Origin of the sequence: Candidatus Thiodiazotropha endoloripes, assembly GCF_001708965.1 — a bacterium.
Lineage (GTDB): Bacteria > Pseudomonadota > Gammaproteobacteria > Chromatiales > Chromatiaceae > Thiodiazotropha > Thiodiazotropha endoloripes.
Genome location: NZ_LVJW01000003.1, coordinates 1,193,511 through 1,211,296, shown reverse-complemented (window position 1 = coordinate 1,211,296; position 17,786 = coordinate 1,193,511). Strand labels below are relative to the sequence as shown.

Here is a 17,786-nt window from a genome sequence, read left to right as displayed (position 1 = left end):
TCCTGGGCCCGTGTTGGAAGATAGACCCAATTGTCAGGATTTCATACGACAGACAACAAGGCCTCAATACATATGCTGCCCGCCATTCACCGATAACGTGGATCCGGTTATGAAGCTGGCCTCATCGGCAACCAGAAACAGCACTGAGCGGGCAATATCCTCCGGCTCACCCAAGCGGCCAACTGGAATCGTCTTGATAATCTTCGCCAGTACATCCTCCGGCACCGCCCTGACCATATCGGTTGAAACATAACCTGGCGCCACCGCGTTGACGGTTATGCCCTTGGCTGCCCCCTCTTTTGCCAGTGCCTTGGTAAAGCCATGAATACCAGACTTTGCGGCGGCATAGTTCACCTGCCCATACTGTCCGGCCTGTCCGTTGACCGAACCAACGTTGACGATGCGTCCAAATCCCCGTTCGCGCATGCCGTTGATCACTGCATGACAGGTATTGAAACAGGAGGCAAGATTGGTCTGGATCACCTTGTCCCAGTTTTCAAAAGACATTTTGTGCATGGTTGCATCACGGGTAATGCCCGCATTGTTGATCAGCACATCGACTGGCCCGAGGTCCTGTTCGATCTGTTGAATCCCCGCTGCAACCGCCTCATAGTCACTGACATCGAACTTATAGGCATGAATACCGGTAGCTTGGGTAAAGGCCTCTGCCGCCTTGTCATTACCCGCATAATTTGCAGCCACAGTATAACCAGCCTCTTTCAGTGCCAGGCTGATCGCCTCTCCAATACCCCGGGTACCACCAGTCACGAGTGCAACACGTGCCATAAGTCTGTCTCCTCAAATTTTGTGATTATCGTTGTTCAGATATATAGGTCACCCTGCACATGGTGTGCCGGAAGTACAAATACTCCCCTGATCAGGTTATTAATTGTTTGAACAAGCCTGTATGGGCCTGTTTTAACGAATCCAATCGACCCTGCTGCCTCCGAAAATGCGCATGTCAATGCGCGAGGTTAGAAGTTTGGTTATGTGAAAAGGACGGCGAGCAGTGCAATTTCTGGCACAACTCCAAGGGCTGATTGGATTCGTATCAACTGGCCCTAGCCATGATTCTAGTCAAGAAGCATGACCAAAGCTACGCAGCACGGTTTGGCTTGATTAAACCTGAATAGAATCAAGGTTGAAGGATCTGACTCCTCTGATCACCTGTCACCACGGGTGAGACTGATTTTTGCTCGCCTGTTGGCCGCCCTCGCCCGCTCACTCCGTTTCGGGATTGCCGGTCTGGATTCGCCGTAATGGCGCTTGCGAATAATGCCTGCATCGACACCTTTGGAGACCAGATAGTTGGAGACTGTTGCCGCTCTTCTGGCCGAGAGCTTCTTGTTGTAGCGGCGACTCCCCTGATCATCCGCATGGCCGGCTACGGTGATACCCACCAGTTTTTCATCCGCCAGGATATATTTAACCAGGCGATCCAGCCGCTGTTTTGCCTTTTTGTCCAGATCGTGGACATCCAGGGCAAACAGTACGGTTGACTCCTTCAATGTCTCGAAGCCCTCGGTTGAGAGTTGGCTGAGGCACTGTTTAAACTCCCGATAGGGTTTCTGGAACTTCACTGGTGACAGCCGCACATGCACCTGCCGGCGACTGTCGTCCCAATCGAGAAAGTCAAAACTGCCGACCTGTCCCTTGGAGAGTGAGGTCAACAACCAACCGGCCGGTTTGCGTCCCAATCGGATGGGTCGCATACCGGTGTGGATCACCAGATGCTGCTGCAGATCATCCGGTAAGTGATGCTCCCAGGCGGGAGAGACCTCCCTTAAGGTCCCTTCCAGTTTTTCGGGAATCGGTTGGAAACTGTTGATTCGAAAAAACAGGTCGTCACCGGCAATACGGCGGAAGATGGCCTGACCGAACTGAGGTACTTTGTGGCGCAGTTCACAGCTGATATCAGACCCGGCAAATACCCATTCTGATTCATGCAGTCCTGCCATATAGATCTGCGACTCCAATGGCATGGCACCAGACAGGGCCAAATCAGGCCTACCAAGCATCAGCAAGATACCTAGTAGAAAAACCCCCCGTCCTTTTGATTGCAGAGAAGCCAACATCGTCCGACCAACGTAGATATGGATTGAAATTTGCCGATCAAAAATAATCCGCTATTTGAGTTACCTATCGGCCAACCCGTCTGGATTCTTTATTGTGGAAAGCCACAACCCCGGCACTCTTTCTGATCAATCAGGTAGAAATAATCCAATCAGCCCTTTGGATTTCCCCAATGGCATCGAAACGGAAGCTATGCCGGAGATATTCGGCTGAAACCCTCCATTGGCTACTGATTCGGATTGCTACTCATCCTCATGGGCCTTCAGATAGTCGATCAGACTGCGAAAGCGATTGTAATCCTCTCGATGGAATACCGGATCTTCACCATGAGTGATCTCCGCTTCGAGCTTTTGCCAATCCTTCTCACTCAAGGCCTCATCTACCAGAGGGAATACCTCCTCCTCTTCCAGGTCGATATGCTGGCGTTGCAAGGCTACGAACTCCCGTCCCTGTGTCTCGACTTCATCACGAAGCAACACTTCACCCTGCATCGCTCCCTCCAGCGTGGTTCGGAAACGACTGGCCAGCCCCAGCAGGCTGACATGTTCACGACAGACCCGTTCATAGAGGGCAGCATGGGGCTGCATCGATTTTTTCTTGAAGGCGACCGCATTGATCTGGTCTTCGGTAGGATGATGCGACTGTTCGGCATAGTGCTCGATGTAATCCAACATCTCTATCTTCAGATCGAAGTTCGATTCGTGGCCAGCAGCCAGTGCGTCGAGTTCTGCAGAGAGCAGGTCGAGTAGACGAGCGAGATTGATGTGGTCCCGATGCAGTTTTTCTAGTAGTTGACTCATGTCACCTCTCTTTTTTGCAGTCTTCGCCAGATCCAGCCCTGTGGTCTGGTCTCACCCGTTAGAATATAGTTCAAGGCGTTTTCATTTTGCAGGGTCCATTCCATCCTGTGTTTAGCCGACACCCTACCACAGAATAGAAAATGGTCATCTTTTTGCACAACCAGATCCTCACCCGGCAGTAAGGTATAATCATTGTGCCTCAAGAACATCAGAGGAATACAGGGTAATGGACTGGTTCGATCCCGGGGGTCGGTGGTCAACTCTCCCAAGGTCAGGTTCCGTCCCTCCCGAACATATTGACATACCGCATGGGTATCCTGTTCTGTGAAAGCAACTTCCCAGACATCCGGAGCATGCTCGGTAACCAATGCTGAGATACGACTGATCAATTGACAGGCCCACTCGTCATCCTGGTGCATCGCCAACTTGACGAACTGATGCTGCATCGGAACACCCAACAACACCCGAATTCTGTTGGCGATGATCTCACTCGGCAACATCACCATATCAGCACCCACCGCATGTATCACCGGGTCATTGTATTTACGATTCTGCCGCAGTATCACAAACAGATCCGGATTCAACTCTCGTGCGGTCATGATAATCGAAAGATTGTTGGCATCGTTGTCGGTGCCGGCCACCAGTCCTACGGCACGCTCGATACTTGCTTCCATCAAGGTATCGGCCTCTGTTCCCCTGCCGACCACCAGCTGTGTCTGCGGGGTACCGGTCTGGCTGGGTTCAGCCTCGATCACCACCACCTCGAGATCCTCTTTGACCAGTTTATCGTATACCGCTTTACCGAAACGACCATACCCGCAAATTACCCACAATCCTTTTTTTGGCGGATGAATCGGATCACTGAGCAGGTCATTAAACCCCAACGAGAGCCAGTCCTGCATCAGGCTGAGACAGGGTGCCTGGATTGCCGTCGCCAGATAGAGTGCGAACGCATCAAAGGGATCGATGATGTAGTCGGTGCCGAATGAGGCCATATTCTTTTCAATATCGTGGGAGTCGGCCCGGCAGATCACCTCGATATCGGGATGCAGCAGTTTGGCGGTAATCGCAATCTTCAGATTGGTCTCATTGGAGTTGGTCAATGCCACCACACCCTCACACAGGGGGTGTTTCAGACCAGCCTCCAGCAGATGCTCCGGTAGACGCGCATCCGCACACAAACCGGGTACATACTCACGCAGGTTCTCCAGCTTCAGCAGATTCACTCTTTCCTGCAGAATATCGATTACGACCGCATGCTGACTACGATCGGTCAATGCCTTAACCAGCGCCTCCCCGGTTTGCCCATAACCAGATACCAGATAAAAAGGCTCCCTCAATCTACTGATTTTTCTTGCAAATCTTCGTTCTGTCAGTGCCTTCTGGAAGGTTTCATCCTTGAGCAGAGCCAACACGGTACCGATGGAATAGAGCCAGACAACCACCGTGAAAAAGATCGACAGAGTGACCCACAAGCGCTGAGCTGCAGTGAATGGATAGGGCAATTCGCCAAATCCGATGGTACTGGACATATAACTGACAAAATAGAAGGCGTGCAAAAAATCCATGTAGTAGACATTGCCATCACCATCCCGGCCGGGAATCAGTACCAGGCCCAGCACCGCCACTGAATAAGCCAGTACCAGGGTCAGCAGTGGCGCCCGCATGCGCCGAAAGATCAGAAAGATGATGTTGTTCATCGTTTGCCGGCGTCAGCGACGTAGCATCACCGTTTCAATGATCAACAGAACCACTGAAACCACATTAGCCAGCATGGCGCCACCGGAGAGGGAAACGATGCTGGCCATGGTAACGGTTGTCAGTCCGGTTTCAGTGACATGTACCGCGACAGTCCACACCAAAGCCGCGGCGAAAAGCTGTAGCAGCGCAACCAGACTGGTGGCCAGCAGCACAGCCCCCATCTGGGTGCGGTCGCCGAATTTGAGAACGGTGGCAACCAGGTTTACCACGACCACGGCGAACAGTTCATAGACATGGTGATGGTCCGGATTGTCCAGTTCACCGACAAAAAAACCGAAATTGAGGGTCAGGGCAAGTACAATAAAAAAACCAAACAGTACCTTTTCCGGATTCACACGCATTCTCCTCTAAATAGCTGATTGCCGGTTTGCATTCGGGCCTGGCCCTGGAATCATCAATGTATCTTGATCTTAATCCGGCAAAACAGCTGCATTCACTGATCTTGGGGTAAAATATAGCCTTTTTCCAGTTATTTATCTTGAGTTATTAACCGAAATCATAAGAATTTTCCAAGCAGCCACATTGGAATTTGAGATTCTCTCATACCGACACAACCATCAACTCACCCGGATTGGCCTGTGGAAGCGGCTGCGACTAAAGCTTTGCCCAAATCGACCGCTACAAACATCAGTCGGGAAGAGTCGTTTTGGCGTGCTCAAATTACCCACAATCCTGAAATGCGACAAAATTCTGAGTAACTAAAAATGTCCAATTTTATTAAATCTGTAGACGACCGCACACGCCTTGCCGGTACAAATCGTTTAGAGGTTCTCCTTTTCAGCCTTGGAAAGGATGTCAGAACAGGTCGTGAAGAGACCTACGGTGTGAATGTATTCAAGGTACGCGAAGTGATGCTCGTGCCGGAGATTACCCACGCGCCGGACATGCCGGCTTCGGTGGAAGGCATGGTCAGTTTGCGCGGTAATATGATTCCAGTCATCAACCTGCCTGACTTCTGCGGAATACAGACTGAAGAGAAGCCGGGTATTCTGATCGTCACTGAATACAACAAAAATGTTCAGGGCTTTCTGGTGCATGCCGTGGATACCATCGAACGTCTGGCCTGGGAGGATGTGAAAGTCCCTCCACCGATGATGGCCCAGCAGCATGGTGGCCTGGTTACCGCAGTGACAGAACTGAAAGATAGTCGCCTGGTTATGATCATGGACGTGGAGATGGTGCTGAGCCAGACCTCAGGATTTGGTCAGGGTTCGGATATCTTCGATGGCATCAAACAGGTCGAGGACAGCGATGTCACCCTGCTGTTTGCAGATGATTCAGCGGTGGCCCGGGATCAGATCATGCGTACCCTCGATCATATGGGCATGAAATACATCAGCACCTCAAATGGCGCTGAAGCCTGGAATAAGCTCAAGGAGATTGCCGAACGAGCCAGCGCAACCGATCACAGGCCGAGTGACTTTGTGCAGATCATCCTCACCGATGTTGAAATGCCTGAAATGGATGGCTATGTACTGACCAAAAAGATCAAGGAGGATGCCCGCTTCAGCGACATTCCAATCATCATGCACTCCTCACTCTCCGCCGATGCCAACATGGCCTTGGGTAAAGGGGTTGGTGCCGATGCCTATGTACCTAAATTTGAACCCAATGAGCTCTCTGCAAAACTCCACGAAATGGTCGATAACATCAACGGCCAAAAATAGTCCAAACCGGGGGACGCCTTGAGTGGGGCGCCCCTCTATTTGCATTTCCGTCTCAATCACCTAAAAGAGCCCCCGCTGCGCAGAAGATAGTTGTTACCTTAAGTAACAACTGCTAGGCTTCTTTAATGCCTGAGACACCCCCGGATCGACAGATTGACAGAACCCTGGCACTTGTTCTGCTGATCATTCTGCTCTTCTCCACTCCAGTAATGATGTGGTGGACCTCTCCTGGTCGTCACTGGTACCTGCCCTACCTGCTCTGGTTGGCCGTCATCTTTTTCATCGCCTGGGTAAACCGACGACGCCATGAACCATGAACTCTGGCTACTGTTCGGCATCAGCGTTGTCTATCTGGCAATCCTGTTTCTCATCGCGTTTGCCGCGGACAGTGGCAGAATTCCTGAACGGTTTATCAGGCACCCCAGCATCTATGTGCTGTCACTCGGTGTCTATGCCACCTCCTGGACCTACTATGGCAGCGTCAGTTTTGCAGAGACTCAGGGCTATCTGTTTTTAACCATCTATCTTGGAGTGACTCTGGCATTCGCCCTCACCCCGATTCTGTTTCAGCCGATTCTTCGTCTGACCCGAGAGTATCAGCTGACCTCGCTGGCGGATCTGTTCGCTTTCCGTTATCGCTCCCAGCTTGCCGGCATACTGGTCACCCTGTTCATGCTGTTGGGCACTCTGCCCTACATCGCGCTGCAGATCCGCGCGGTCACCGATTCACTTCAGGTTGCCAGCCAGACCGTCGCGCCACGAATTCTGGCTCTGATCTTCTGCAGTACATTGGTGCTGTTCGCCATACTTTTCGGTGCAAGACACAGCACCAGCCGGGAGAAACATCGGGGACTTGTACTGGCCATCGCGTTTGAATCGATGGTCAAACTGGTCGCCATGCTGGTGATTGGAGCGACCGCCCTGTTTGGCGTATTTGGTGGTTTTGGCGGATTGGAACAGTGGTTGGCCGACCACCCGGAAGCTCTGGATAAACTCTATGCACCGGTGAGAGAGGGTCCCTGGGCAACTCTCATACTGCTGGCATTTGCTGCAGCGTTTCTATTGCCCCGCCAGTTTCACATGCTGTTTACCGAGAACCTTGAACCCAAGGCACTGCGCACAGCCAGCTGGGCATTCCCACTTTTTCTGCTGCTGATCAATCTGCCGATCCCGATCATTCTCTGGGCTGGCAAGGCGATCGAGCTGCCGATCCATCCCGATTTTTTCGCTCTTGGCATCAGTCTGGAACAGGGTCCAAGCTGGTTACCGGTGCTGGCCTTCATCGGTGGGGTATCATCAGCCAGTGCGATGATGATCATCACCACCCTGGCCCTCTCATCGATGACCCTGAATCACATTCTGTTGCCGACCAATTTCCCCGATCCGGCGGTCAATCTATACCGCTGGCTGCTACTCGGCCGGCGCCTGTTGATCGCACTGATCATTATGGCCGGATACGGTTTTTATATCCTGCTGGAAAAACATCAGGGGCTGGTGCAACTCGGCCTGATCTCCTTTGTTGCGGTCGCCCAGTTCCTGCCCGGTGTTGTGGGTCTGCTCTACTGGCGCCGGGCCACCCGGATGGGATTCATCCTTGGGTTACTGGCCGGAATTGCCATCTGGTCTGCCACCCTGCTTCTCCCCCTGCTGGAAAACTCCGGTTTTATACGCACCGAATTCGATATACCCGGATTGAGACTCGCATCGGGTATGGACCAGTGGGAGTTTGCCACCTTCTGGTCTCTGGCCTTGAATACCCTATTGTTCGTCTTCGGCTCTCTGCTCAGTAAACAGTCACTTGGAGAGAAAGAGGCCGCTAACGCCTGCTGCAGTGAATCCCTGGTGCCTATGGGCGGTATGGTAAGCGCCGGCTCAACCGCCCAATTCACCAAGCAGCTTGCCCAGATGCTGGGACATGAAGCGGCCCAACGGGAGGTGGAGCAAGCCCTGCGCGATCTCAGTCTTACCCGCTCGGAGACCCGACCTTCCCAATTGCGGCGCTTGCGCGAGCGAATTGAACGAAATCTCTCCGGACTGCTCGGCCCTCAGCTGGCACATATGATCATCAACCGCCGACTGCAACTCGATATCCATACCCAAACCGCATTGGCGGATTCGATGCGTTTCATCGAGGATCAACTGGAGCACTCCCGCACCCGGCTTCGCGGTCTGAGTGCGGATCTGGATAACCTGCGCCGCTACCACAGACAGATCCTGCTCGATCTACCCCTTGGAGTCTGCACCATCGACAGGCTGCGTACGGTCACCATCTGGAATCTGGCCATGGAAGTGATGACTGGGGTAAATGCACGGGATGCAATCGGTGTCTCACTGCACCGTCTGCCTGAACCCTGGGGACATCTGCTGGGTGGTTTTGCCTCCGCGGCGGATGAGCATATTCACCACCTGGAAGTAACCCATGGCAACAAGAGCCGCTGGTTCAATCTGCATAAAGCCGCCATCCCGGCGCCGCTGCCGATGGACCATCCGGTAGAGGAAGCTCGCACCAGCCAGGTCATGCTGATGGAGGATCTGACCGACCTGGAGACCCTGGAAGCTGAGCTGGCACACAGTGAACGACTCGCCTCCATCGGCCGACTGGCTGCCGGTGTGGCGCATGAGATTGGTAATCCGGTAACCGGTATCGCTTCATTGGCACAAAATCTTCGCCATGAAGATGATCCTGAATTAATCAAAGAGAGTATCAACGAGATTCTCAACCAAACTCAACGAATCACCGACATCGTTAAAACACTGATGAACTTCAGCCGCAGCGGTGGGCTTGGCGCGGACACTCAAAGCTTCATTGTGCACAATGTTGTCGAGGAGGCGATCAGGCTGGTCAAACTCACCCATGATGGACGCCAGGTCCGCTTTATCAATAACTGTGACTCAGAGTGGTCGATCGAGGGGGATCGCCAGGCAATCTCCCAGGTATTGGTCAACTTGCTGACCAATGCCTGTCATGCCTCCACCTCCGGATCATCAGTGGAGATCAAAGCCGATGAGATCGGAGACCTGATCAGACTGCAGGTCGTCGATCAGGGTGTAGGCATATCGGAGGAGAATCTGGGTTATCTGTTCGAGCCCTTTTTCACCACCAAGGCACCGGGAGAAGGAACCGGTCTCGGATTGGCGATTGCCTATAAAATCGTCTCTGATCATAAAGGTGCAATCACCATCGATTCAGAACAGGGAGAGGGTACCCGGGTGATCATGGACCTGCCCAGGAACTTTCATGACAAAGTGGTTTAGGGCCTGTTAACACTAATCCAATGCACCCTGTTGCGCCTGAAAAAGCGCCAATCAAGGCGCGAGGAGCGTAGTTTGGTTGTTCCAAATGAGCGACGAGCAACGCCGAGTGGCGCTTTTTCAAGAGCAACCCGAAGTGCTGGGACTGTTTTTGCACCCAGCGGCGTTATCATTCGCTCATGTAGAATAACTACACTACGCTCATTCTGCCTTGCTGGACACAAAACAGACCCAGCAGGGCGTATTGGATTGGTGTTAACAGGCCCTAACACAACAGACCACAGAGCTCGGATGACCCCATGAACCAAATATTGATTGTTGAAGATGAATCCGTTATCCGCCGGGCCGTGAAACGCTTGCTGGAACGCAACGACTATGTGGTAGTCGAGGCCGGATCGGTGGAGGAAGCCAGGCAACTGCCACTGAAGAACTTTGACCTGATCATCAGCGATGTCCGCTTACCAGGCGCCCCCGGTACGGAAATCATCGATATCGCCACACCCACACCGGTATTGATCATGACCAGTTATGCGAGTATCCGCTCAGCAGTGGATGCCATGAAGCTCGGCGCCATCGACTATATCGCCAAGCCTTTCGATCACGATGAACTGTTGATGGTGGTTGAGCGGGTGATAAAACAAGACCGCCAGCTTCGGCAACAGGAAGTACTCAAATCGGAAGTGGAAAAGAGCTATCCGGTCCGAGGAATGATCGGAGAGTGCTCGGCGATGGTCGATGTATTCCGACGCATAGACAAAGTGGCGCCAACCGACGCCACGGTATTGATTCTCGGTGAATCGGGAACCGGGAAAGAGCTGGTTGCCCGGGCACTGCACGAGCGAAGCCACCGCAGCCAATCTCCATTTGTGGTATTCAACTGCGCCGCTTTGCCGGAACATCAGGTGGAGGCGGAGTTGTTCGGCCAGCAGGACGAGCGACAGAACGGACGCGGTGGACTCCTGGCAAAAGCCCAGGGCGGTACCCTGTTCATGGATCAGGTTGGCGAACTATCGATGGCCGCTCAAGCCAGACTGTTAAGGGTACTCCAGGGAGATGAATACGCCCCCCGCCAGGAGGGCGACCAAAACAGTTCAGATATACGCATCATTGCCGCCACCCATCAGGATGTCAGAAAACTTGTGCAGCAGCAGAGTTTTCGCAGTGATCTCTATTTTCGCCTGCGGGTCGTAGAGATGGCTCTACCACCCCTTCGTGAACGGGGTAATGACATCAAGGCGCTGGCCAAATACCTGTTGAATAAATCCAGTAAGCAGCTCAATCGTCCTGCCTTGAGCATGAGCCGCAGTGCCCTGGAAGCGATTCGACGCTACCACTGGCCCGGTAATGTCAGAGAACTTGCCAACACCATCGAAAGAGCAGTCATCCTCTGTGAAGGCGAGAGTATCACTCCGGAACTGCTGGCAATCGACCATCACATCACCAGTGGTCAGCATAAACTGGAGAATATAAACGACAATCTCTCTCTTGAAGAGTACTTCAGACACTTCGTGCTGGATAACCAGGATCATATGACAGAGACGGAACTGGCGAAAAAGCTGGGCATCAGCCGCAAAGCTCTGTGGGAAAGGCGTCAGCGTTTCGGTATACCCAGAGAGAAGAAAGGCAGGAAAAACTGAGTCGGTAGTCAACCGACCCAATCATGTTAGGACTGTTTCTTGATCAATTTGATCCAGTTCGAGCTCTGCATCAGGTGGCGCTGTTTACTCTGCAGATTGATCCCATGATTTGACTGCGCAAATCTCAGCAGCTCTTCATTACTCTCTGCATCCTTGGGATAAACTGAGGATCCGATGCTCAGCTGGGGTGACAGATTCTGACCATTGACCAGCAGGGATTGACTCAGGCCGGCGCGGATCTTCTCGGAGATATGGATGGCAGATTTTTCCTGCTTGATATGCGATAGCAGCACGACAAACTCACTCCCATCGACACGCGCCAGAATGTCCCCTTTACGAATCAGTTTTTTGAGTCTGGTTGCCATATTCTGCAGATAGCTATCCCCTACCGAGTGTCCATAGGCCTCATTCACCTGTTTCAAGTCCACAACCACAATATTCAGCAGACAGAGCATACCCGCCTCCTGCTTGGCCTGTGTCAGTGCGAAATTGAGATAATCATCGAACAGTACCCGGTTGGGCAACCCAGTCAGATTGTCATGGAACTCCTGATATTTGTTCAGCTCTTCCAGCTTGTTGTACTGAGTGATATCCCTGGCAACCCCGTAGGTACCGAAGAAAACCTTTTTCTCACCACTGCGTGAATAGAGCCTCTTCGATTGCAATGCCACCAGAATACTCTTTGACTTGACCTCATTCTGCCCGCCCGGACGGTCATAGCAACGTAATCGTAATTCGACCTCGGGAAAGCGATCAGGACTGCTGCGCCGCTCCTCGAACACATGATGGATACGATCCACCTGATCCGATTCCACCAGCGAACTCCAGTGCTGACCGAGAATCTTCTCTTTAGGATAACCGGTAACTTTGGTGAAAACACTGTTCACCATACGGAACTTACCCTTGGTGTCGAGCAGAAACTGTATATTCGGGGCAACATCGAACATCATCCGGTGCAAAGTGGACTGAATTTCAGTTTTCTTTTTGACCCGATTCAGCTTTTCGTCTTTAACCTGTTTACGCAGACTCTCATCAATTGCCTTCAGCAGTTCAACCGGGGTTACCGGTTTACGAATGAAGTGATCGGCGCCCTTTTTCAGGGAGTTGATGGCGTCATCAAGGGAGGGGTCACCGGAAATGGTGATGATACGGGTATGCAGGCTGCGCTTGCGCACAAACTCCATCACCCGAAAACCATCGGCAACCGGCATATGCAGATCGAGCAGAACCAGATCGAAGCGACGCGTCACCAGCAGTCCGGCTGCTTTGGCACCGTCCGACGCCGTAGCGACTTCGTAGCCCCAGCTTTCAACCAAGGTGGCAAGGCTTTCAGCATGCCGTGCTTCATCATCTACGATCAACACACACCCTTTTTTAGTGGATGTCCCCTTTTGACCGCCGGATTCACTCAGATTAGACATAGCTTTACATCTTCAGTGTGTTCTTATTCATTGAGGAATATACCATGAACTGGCTCAATAGATGGGAAAGGGAGTCACCAAACTGCCAGGAACCGGTAAAAAAAACCGTCAATCAGACATAACCCGATGTTTTGCTGAGATAAAGTCTCCGTGTGAGACATGGATTAAATCGGCCAGTCGCCGGATCACATGCTCTTCATAGTGGTGCAGCTGCCGGTCGGCGAACGCGACCCGCCATAAGCTCTCAATGACCTGAATCTTCTGTTCATAGCTGTAGTTTTTGTTGATCAGGCTAGTGAACTGAAAATAGTCTGTTGAGTGACGATGCTCCTGTTCAGCGAGATCCATCAGCGTCTGAGCCTCTTCAAACTCAAGCCCGAATTGATATTTGATGCCATTGAGAATGGCCGACTTCTCTTCTGGCGCCCGTTCAAAGTCGGACTCGGCAATCTCAATCAGCAAAACCGCCACCGCCAATCTGAGTTGTGCCTGAGTCTCCCCGGCAGCGGCTTCTGCCTCCGGCAGTAGATGCAAATTAAAATATTCTAAAACACTTTTCAGCATAAACTTTCACCTGAAACTGCTTAGCGAAGCGGCTTTGCAGACAGCTGGGATTAATATCAGCAGGAACAAATAGATATCTCATTCATCATGTCTGTTTACCAGGACTTTTTCGAGACCGGGGCTTGAATGGCTCATGCAGCTTGCAACATGGTGCAGGAAAAACGCTAAAAAAAGCGGGTTATCCAGGCAAAAAAAAATTTTTCTTACCAATGGAAACGTAACACGATCCTATTGGTAACGCACACCCTCCACAATGCTACCTAAGGTAACACTTATGCTGCCATGCAGCATAAGAAAACTAGAGTTAACCTATTGTTTTATTTGACTTTATAAACATCAGCGCCACAAAATAGTGCAATGTGTAACCCTTTTTTCTGCGGTAACACACAAGTGGGTGTCAATCCCACCGTCTCGCTTCAGGTGGTTGGTTAAGCGTACAACGGTACGACAGGACGTCGAGTGGGATCACAGACACTTCATTAAATGACAAATACTTGATTAATTACGGCGGAGTGATCATGACATGAACAAAACTGCTGAACAGTATTGGAAAGCCAATATTCGCCTGGTATCCATATTATTGGTGATTTGGTTTGCCTGCTCGTTTCTTTTCGGCATCATTTTGGTTGAGCCTCTCAATACCATCAAAATTGGTGGTGTAGGGTTGGGTTTCTGGTTTGCCCAGAACGGCTCGATTTATACCTTCCTGGTGCTGATCTATGTCTATACAAAGCGTATGAACGCTCTGGATGTCGAATTCGACGTCCATGAGGATTAACGGGGGTAACTGATTCATGGATCTGCAAACATTAACTTATATCGTAGTGGGCTTTACCTTTGCCCTCTACATCGGCATCGCCTTCTGGGCACGTGCCGGAACAACCGGTGAATTCTATGCGGCTGGTCGTGGTGTACATCCCGTTGCCAACGGTATGGCCACCGCTGCTGACTGGATGTCCGCTGCGTCATTCATCTCCATGGCCGGCCTGATTGCTTTCAACGGCTATGGTGCCTCCGTCTTCCTTATGGGTTGGACAGGTGGTTACGTACTGCTGGCACTGCTGCTGGCACCCTACCTGCGTAAGTTTGGTAAGTTCACCGTGCCTGAGTTCATCGGTGATCGTTACTACTCACGTACTGCCCGAATCGTGGCGGTTATCTGCTTGATTCTGGCATCGGTAACCTACGTAATCGGTCAGATGAAGGGTATCGGTGTAGCCTTCTCCCGCTTTCTGGAGACTGATTACGACACCGGTCTGTTCATCGGCATGGGTATCGTATTCATCTATGCGGTTATGGGTGGTATGAAAGGTATCACCTACACCCAGATCGCACAGTACTGCGTACTGATCTTCGCCTACACCGTACCGGCCGTGTTCGTCTCTCTGAACATCACCGGTAACCCGATCCCTCAGTTGGGTATTGGTAGCGCCATGGCAGACGGTTCCGGCACCTTCATGCTGGATAAGCTGGATCAGGTGGTAACCGACCTAGGCTTCAAGGAGTACACGACCCAGGTAATGGGTAGCAAACTCAACATGTTTGTCTACACCCTCTCCCTGATGATCGGTACCGCTGGCCTGCCTCACGTAATCATCCGTTTCTTCACCGTACCCAAGGTTAAGGACGCTCGTTCTTCAGCCGGTTGGGCGCTGGTCTTCATCGCCATCCTCTACACCACTGCACCTGCAGTAGGTTCCATGGCTCGTCTGAACCTGATGAATACCATTCAGACTGGTGAAGTCGGTAGTGTTGAAGGCAACATCGAAATCGCCAACGTTCCTCAGTGGATGCTGAACTGGGAGAAGACCGGTCTGCTGCAGTGGGAAGACAAGAACGGCGACGGTCGTATCCAGTACTACAACGACAAGAATGCCGAGTTTGTCGCCAAGGCTGAAGCCTGGGGCTGGAAAGGCAATGAGATGACCAAGGTTGACCGTGACATCATGGTACTGGCCAACCCGGAAATCGCGAAACTGCCTAACTGGGTTATCGCTCTGGTTGTTGCCGGTGGTCTGGCGGCTGCGCTCTCTACCGCTGCCGGTCTGCTGCTGGCGATCGCCTCCTCCATCTCTCATGACCTTCTGAAGGGTGTTTTCATGCCCGATATCTCAGAAAAGAACGAGCTGATGGCTGGACGTATCGCCATGGCAGGTGCCATCGGTCTGGCGGGTTACTTCGGTCTTCATCCACCGGATTTCGCAGCCGGCACCGTGGCCATCGCCTTCGGTCTGGCGGCCAGCTCCATCTTCCCTGTGCTGATGATGGGTATCTTCTATAAGAAGATGAACCGCGCAGGTGCGATCTGGGGCATGATCTCCGGTATCGGTGTCACCATGCTCTATGTGTTCCAGCACAAAGGCATCATGTTCGTACCTGGTACTTCCTTCCTGGGTGACATGGGCCCCAACTGGTTCCTGGGCATCTCCCCGAACGCCTTTGGTGCGGTAGGTGCTGTGGTCAACTTTGCGGTTGCCGCCATGGTATCCAAGGTCACTGCTCCCCCACCGGAACACATCCAGCATCTGGTTGAGGACATTCGTGTGCCTAAAGGCGCAGGTGCCGCTTCTGATCACTAAGATCTAAAGCCAAATCTGCAAATCGGCCCCGCTTCGGCGGGGCCTTTTCATCATCAAGGTAAAGAATCTCAACGTATTGGCTTCTGATTCTCTGCGGGCCTGTTAATATAGCCCCAATACGTTGATATTTTTTTGTAAACAAAACTATTTGAGTCAAAGCCATGGAAATCGAACTGATCGAGATACGTGACTTTCTGGCTGAACGCCCACCCTTCAATGCCCTCACCGAGGAACAGCTCGATCTGTTGCCCAAACAGCTCGAGATCCGTTACCTTCGCCGCAACAGCGCTTTTCCACCCGAAGGCACGAACAGCAACCATCTCTATATCCTGCGCAGCGGTGCGGTGGAACTGCACGATGAAGATGACAACCTGGTTGAGAAACTGGGTGAAGGCGGTATCTACACGACCCAGTGCCAGTTAATCGATATCAGCCGGGCCTCCCAGGGAGTTGCAACAGAGGATACCCTGCTCTACGTGATGTCCTGCAAGACCTTGCAGGCCCTGCGGGATGCCGAGCCATCGTTTAACGAACACTTCAGCGAATCGATGCGCGACCGTCTGAAACAGGCGGTCAACACCCTGAAGGTCAGCAACAACAACAATCCCATGGAGATTCTGACCGGTGAGATTCAGGATCTGCTGAAAAAAGCGCCAGTCACTGCCGATGTGGAGAGCAGCATTCGTGAAATCGCCCTGGTGATGAGTGCAAAGAATATCTCCTCCATGATGCTGATGAAGGATGAACAGCTTGTTGGTATGATCACTGACCGGGATCTGCGTAAACGCTGTGTCGCCGCCGGTGTCTCCCCTGATGCCCCAGTCAGCGCGATTATGACATCCGATCTTAAAACGGTTCAGGAAGACACCCTGATCATCCAGGCTCTGATGATCATGACCAAATTGCGAGTACACCATCTCCCTGTAATGCGCGGAGACAAGGTGGTGGGCATGGTGACCGCAACAGATCTGGCCAGACACCAGTCGACCAACTCGGCCTTCTTCGCAGCCGATATACGCAAGGCGGAAAGCCTGGATAATCTGGCGAGCATAAGTGAGCGCCTGCCGGAACTTCAGTACCAGCTGGCCTCCTCCAGCGCTACCGCCCTGCATATCGGTGATGCCATCTCCTCCCTGACCGATTCGATAACCAGCAGGTTGATTGAACTGGCGCAAATGGAACTCGGACCTGCCCCCGTACCCTACGTCTGGCTAAGCGGCGGCTCTCAGGCTCGCAGGGAGCAGACGTCACACTCAGATCAGGACAACGCCCTGTTGATCTCCGATGAGATGAAGCCGGAGCATGCAGACTATTTCGAACAATTGGCCAAGCGGGTATGCGATGGATTGAACGCCTGCGGATATATCTACTGTCCGGGTGATGCCATGGCAATGAACCCGAAATGGCGTCAGACACTGCAGATCTGGAAGAAGTATTTCAATACCTGGATCAACAAACCTGAACCGATGGCACTGATGCTTTCAAGTATCTTCTTCGATCTCCGTCCGGTACATGGGGAATTCGAGCTTTTTGAAGAGCTGCAGTCTGAGATATTGGGCAAAACCCGGGGTAACGGCATATTTACCGCCTATATGGCCGCGAATGCCTTGCAGCATCGTCCACCCCTCGGTTTTTTTCGTACTTTCGTATTGATCCATGGCGGCGATCACGATGACACCTTCGATATCAAACACAGGGGGATTGTCCCGATCACCGATATCGCCCGAGTGTTTGCCCTCGACCGGGGGCTGCCTCAGGTCAACACAACCAATCGGCTTCGGGCCGCAGCCGAAACCTCGATTCTCAGTCAGGAGATGGGTGAGAACCTGATTGATGCGTTGGAGTTCATCGCCAGCATGCGAATCAATCATCAGGCAGAACAGATCGGCAATGGGATCGATGCTGACAACTACATGTCTCCGGACGAACTATCAGATCTGGAACGCAGACATCTCAAAGACGCCTTCCGGGTCATACAGGATATGCAGGAGACCCTGGAAAACCGCTACCAGGGGGGTCGATTCCGATAATC

The 17,786-nt window shown here is 52.2% G+C and carries 14 protein-coding genes; 7 read left to right on the top strand and 7 right to left on the bottom strand.

What is annotated here, in order from left to right; genetic code table 11:
• Positions 1–63 precede the first annotated feature (63 nt).
• From phbB to A3193_RS05455, 5 genes are all read right to left on the bottom strand, one after another.
• Positions 64–786, bottom strand: coding sequence for an acetoacetyl-CoA reductase (gene phbB, locus A3193_RS05475; protein ID WP_069005171.1), 723 nt, complete (start codon positions 784–786; stop codon positions 64–66).
• A gap of 377 nt (positions 787–1,163) precedes the next feature.
• Positions 1,164–2,018 (bottom strand): MotY family protein, encoded by an 855-nt coding sequence (locus A3193_RS05470; protein ID WP_162273689.1) that lies wholly within the window; start codon positions 2,016–2,018, stop codon positions 1,164–1,166.
• 297 nt (positions 2,019–2,315) lie between these two features.
• Positions 2,316–2,873 carry a hemerythrin domain-containing protein gene (locus A3193_RS05465; protein WP_069005169.1) on the bottom strand — a complete coding sequence of 186 codons (558 nt, stop codon included), beginning with the start codon at positions 2,871–2,873 and terminating at the stop codon, positions 2,316–2,318.
• The gene (locus tag A3193_RS05460; protein ID WP_069005168.1) at positions 2,870–4,573 is read right to left on the bottom strand and encodes a potassium channel family protein; all 1,704 of its coding nucleotides are present in this window, start codon (positions 4,571–4,573) and stop codon (positions 2,870–2,872) included. Before A3193_RS05460 ends, A3193_RS05465 begins: the two co-directional genes overlap by 4 nt.
• A 12-nt stretch (positions 4,574–4,585) precedes the next feature.
• On the bottom strand, positions 4,586–4,969 hold the full coding sequence (locus A3193_RS05455; protein WP_069005327.1) for a DUF6394 family protein: 384 nt from the start codon (positions 4,967–4,969) through the stop codon (positions 4,586–4,588).
• A gap of 369 nt (positions 4,970–5,338) precedes the next feature.
• On the opposite strand from A3193_RS05455, the gene A3193_RS05450 reads away from it, so the two are divergent.
• The 4 genes from A3193_RS05450 to A3193_RS05435 all read left to right on the top strand — a co-directional run bounded on the left by A3193_RS05450 (position 5,339) and on the right by A3193_RS05435 (position 11,190).
• Positions 5,339–6,301 carry a chemotaxis protein gene (locus A3193_RS05450; RefSeq protein WP_069005167.1) on the top strand — a complete coding sequence of 321 codons (963 nt, stop codon included), beginning with the start codon at positions 5,339–5,341 and terminating at the stop codon, positions 6,299–6,301.
• Between the two features lie 125 nt (positions 6,302–6,426).
• A complete protein-coding gene (locus A3193_RS05445) occupies positions 6,427–6,618 on the top strand; it encodes a hypothetical protein (protein WP_069005166.1) in 192 nt (63 codons plus the stop codon).
• Positions 6,608–9,556, top strand: coding sequence for an ATP-binding protein (locus tag A3193_RS05440; protein WP_069014267.1), 2,949 nt, complete (start codon positions 6,608–6,610; stop codon positions 9,554–9,556). Before A3193_RS05445 ends, A3193_RS05440 begins: the two co-directional genes overlap by 11 nt.
• Positions 9,557–9,852: 296 nt before the next feature.
• Complete coding sequence (locus A3193_RS05435; protein ID WP_069014266.1) at positions 9,853–11,190, top strand: sigma-54-dependent transcriptional regulator; 1,338 nt, start codon at positions 9,853–9,855, stop codon at positions 11,188–11,190.
• A gap of 26 nt (positions 11,191–11,216) precedes the next feature.
• On the opposite strand, the gene A3193_RS05430 is transcribed toward A3193_RS05435, so the two are convergent.
• Together A3193_RS05430 and A3193_RS05425 are read right to left on the bottom strand one after the other, a co-directional pair.
• Complete coding sequence (locus A3193_RS05430) at positions 11,217–12,611, bottom strand: diguanylate cyclase (protein WP_069014265.1); 1,395 nt, start codon at positions 12,609–12,611, stop codon at positions 11,217–11,219.
• A 108-nt stretch (positions 12,612–12,719) separates the two neighbouring features.
• The gene (locus A3193_RS05425; RefSeq protein WP_069005162.1) at positions 12,720–13,175 is read right to left on the bottom strand and encodes a tellurite resistance TerB family protein; all 456 of its coding nucleotides are present in this window, start codon (positions 13,173–13,175) and stop codon (positions 12,720–12,722) included.
• Positions 13,176–13,698: 523 nt separating this feature from the next.
• Between A3193_RS05425 and A3193_RS05420 the strand changes: the two genes are divergently transcribed.
• From A3193_RS05420 to A3193_RS05405, 3 genes are all read left to right on the top strand, one after another.
• A complete protein-coding gene (locus tag A3193_RS05420; protein WP_068995522.1) occupies positions 13,699–13,953 on the top strand; it encodes a DUF4212 domain-containing protein in 255 nt (84 codons plus the stop codon).
• A gap of 16 nt (positions 13,954–13,969) precedes the next feature.
• A complete protein-coding gene (locus A3193_RS05415) occupies positions 13,970–15,754 on the top strand; it encodes a sodium:solute symporter family protein (RefSeq protein WP_069005161.1) in 1,785 nt (594 codons plus the stop codon).
• Positions 15,755–15,915: 161 nt separating this feature from the next.
• Positions 15,916–17,784, top strand: a complete 1,869-nt coding sequence (locus A3193_RS05405) for a putative nucleotidyltransferase substrate binding domain-containing protein (protein WP_069014264.1) — start codon at positions 15,916–15,918, stop codon at positions 17,782–17,784.
• Positions 17,785–17,786 lie beyond the last annotated feature (2 nt).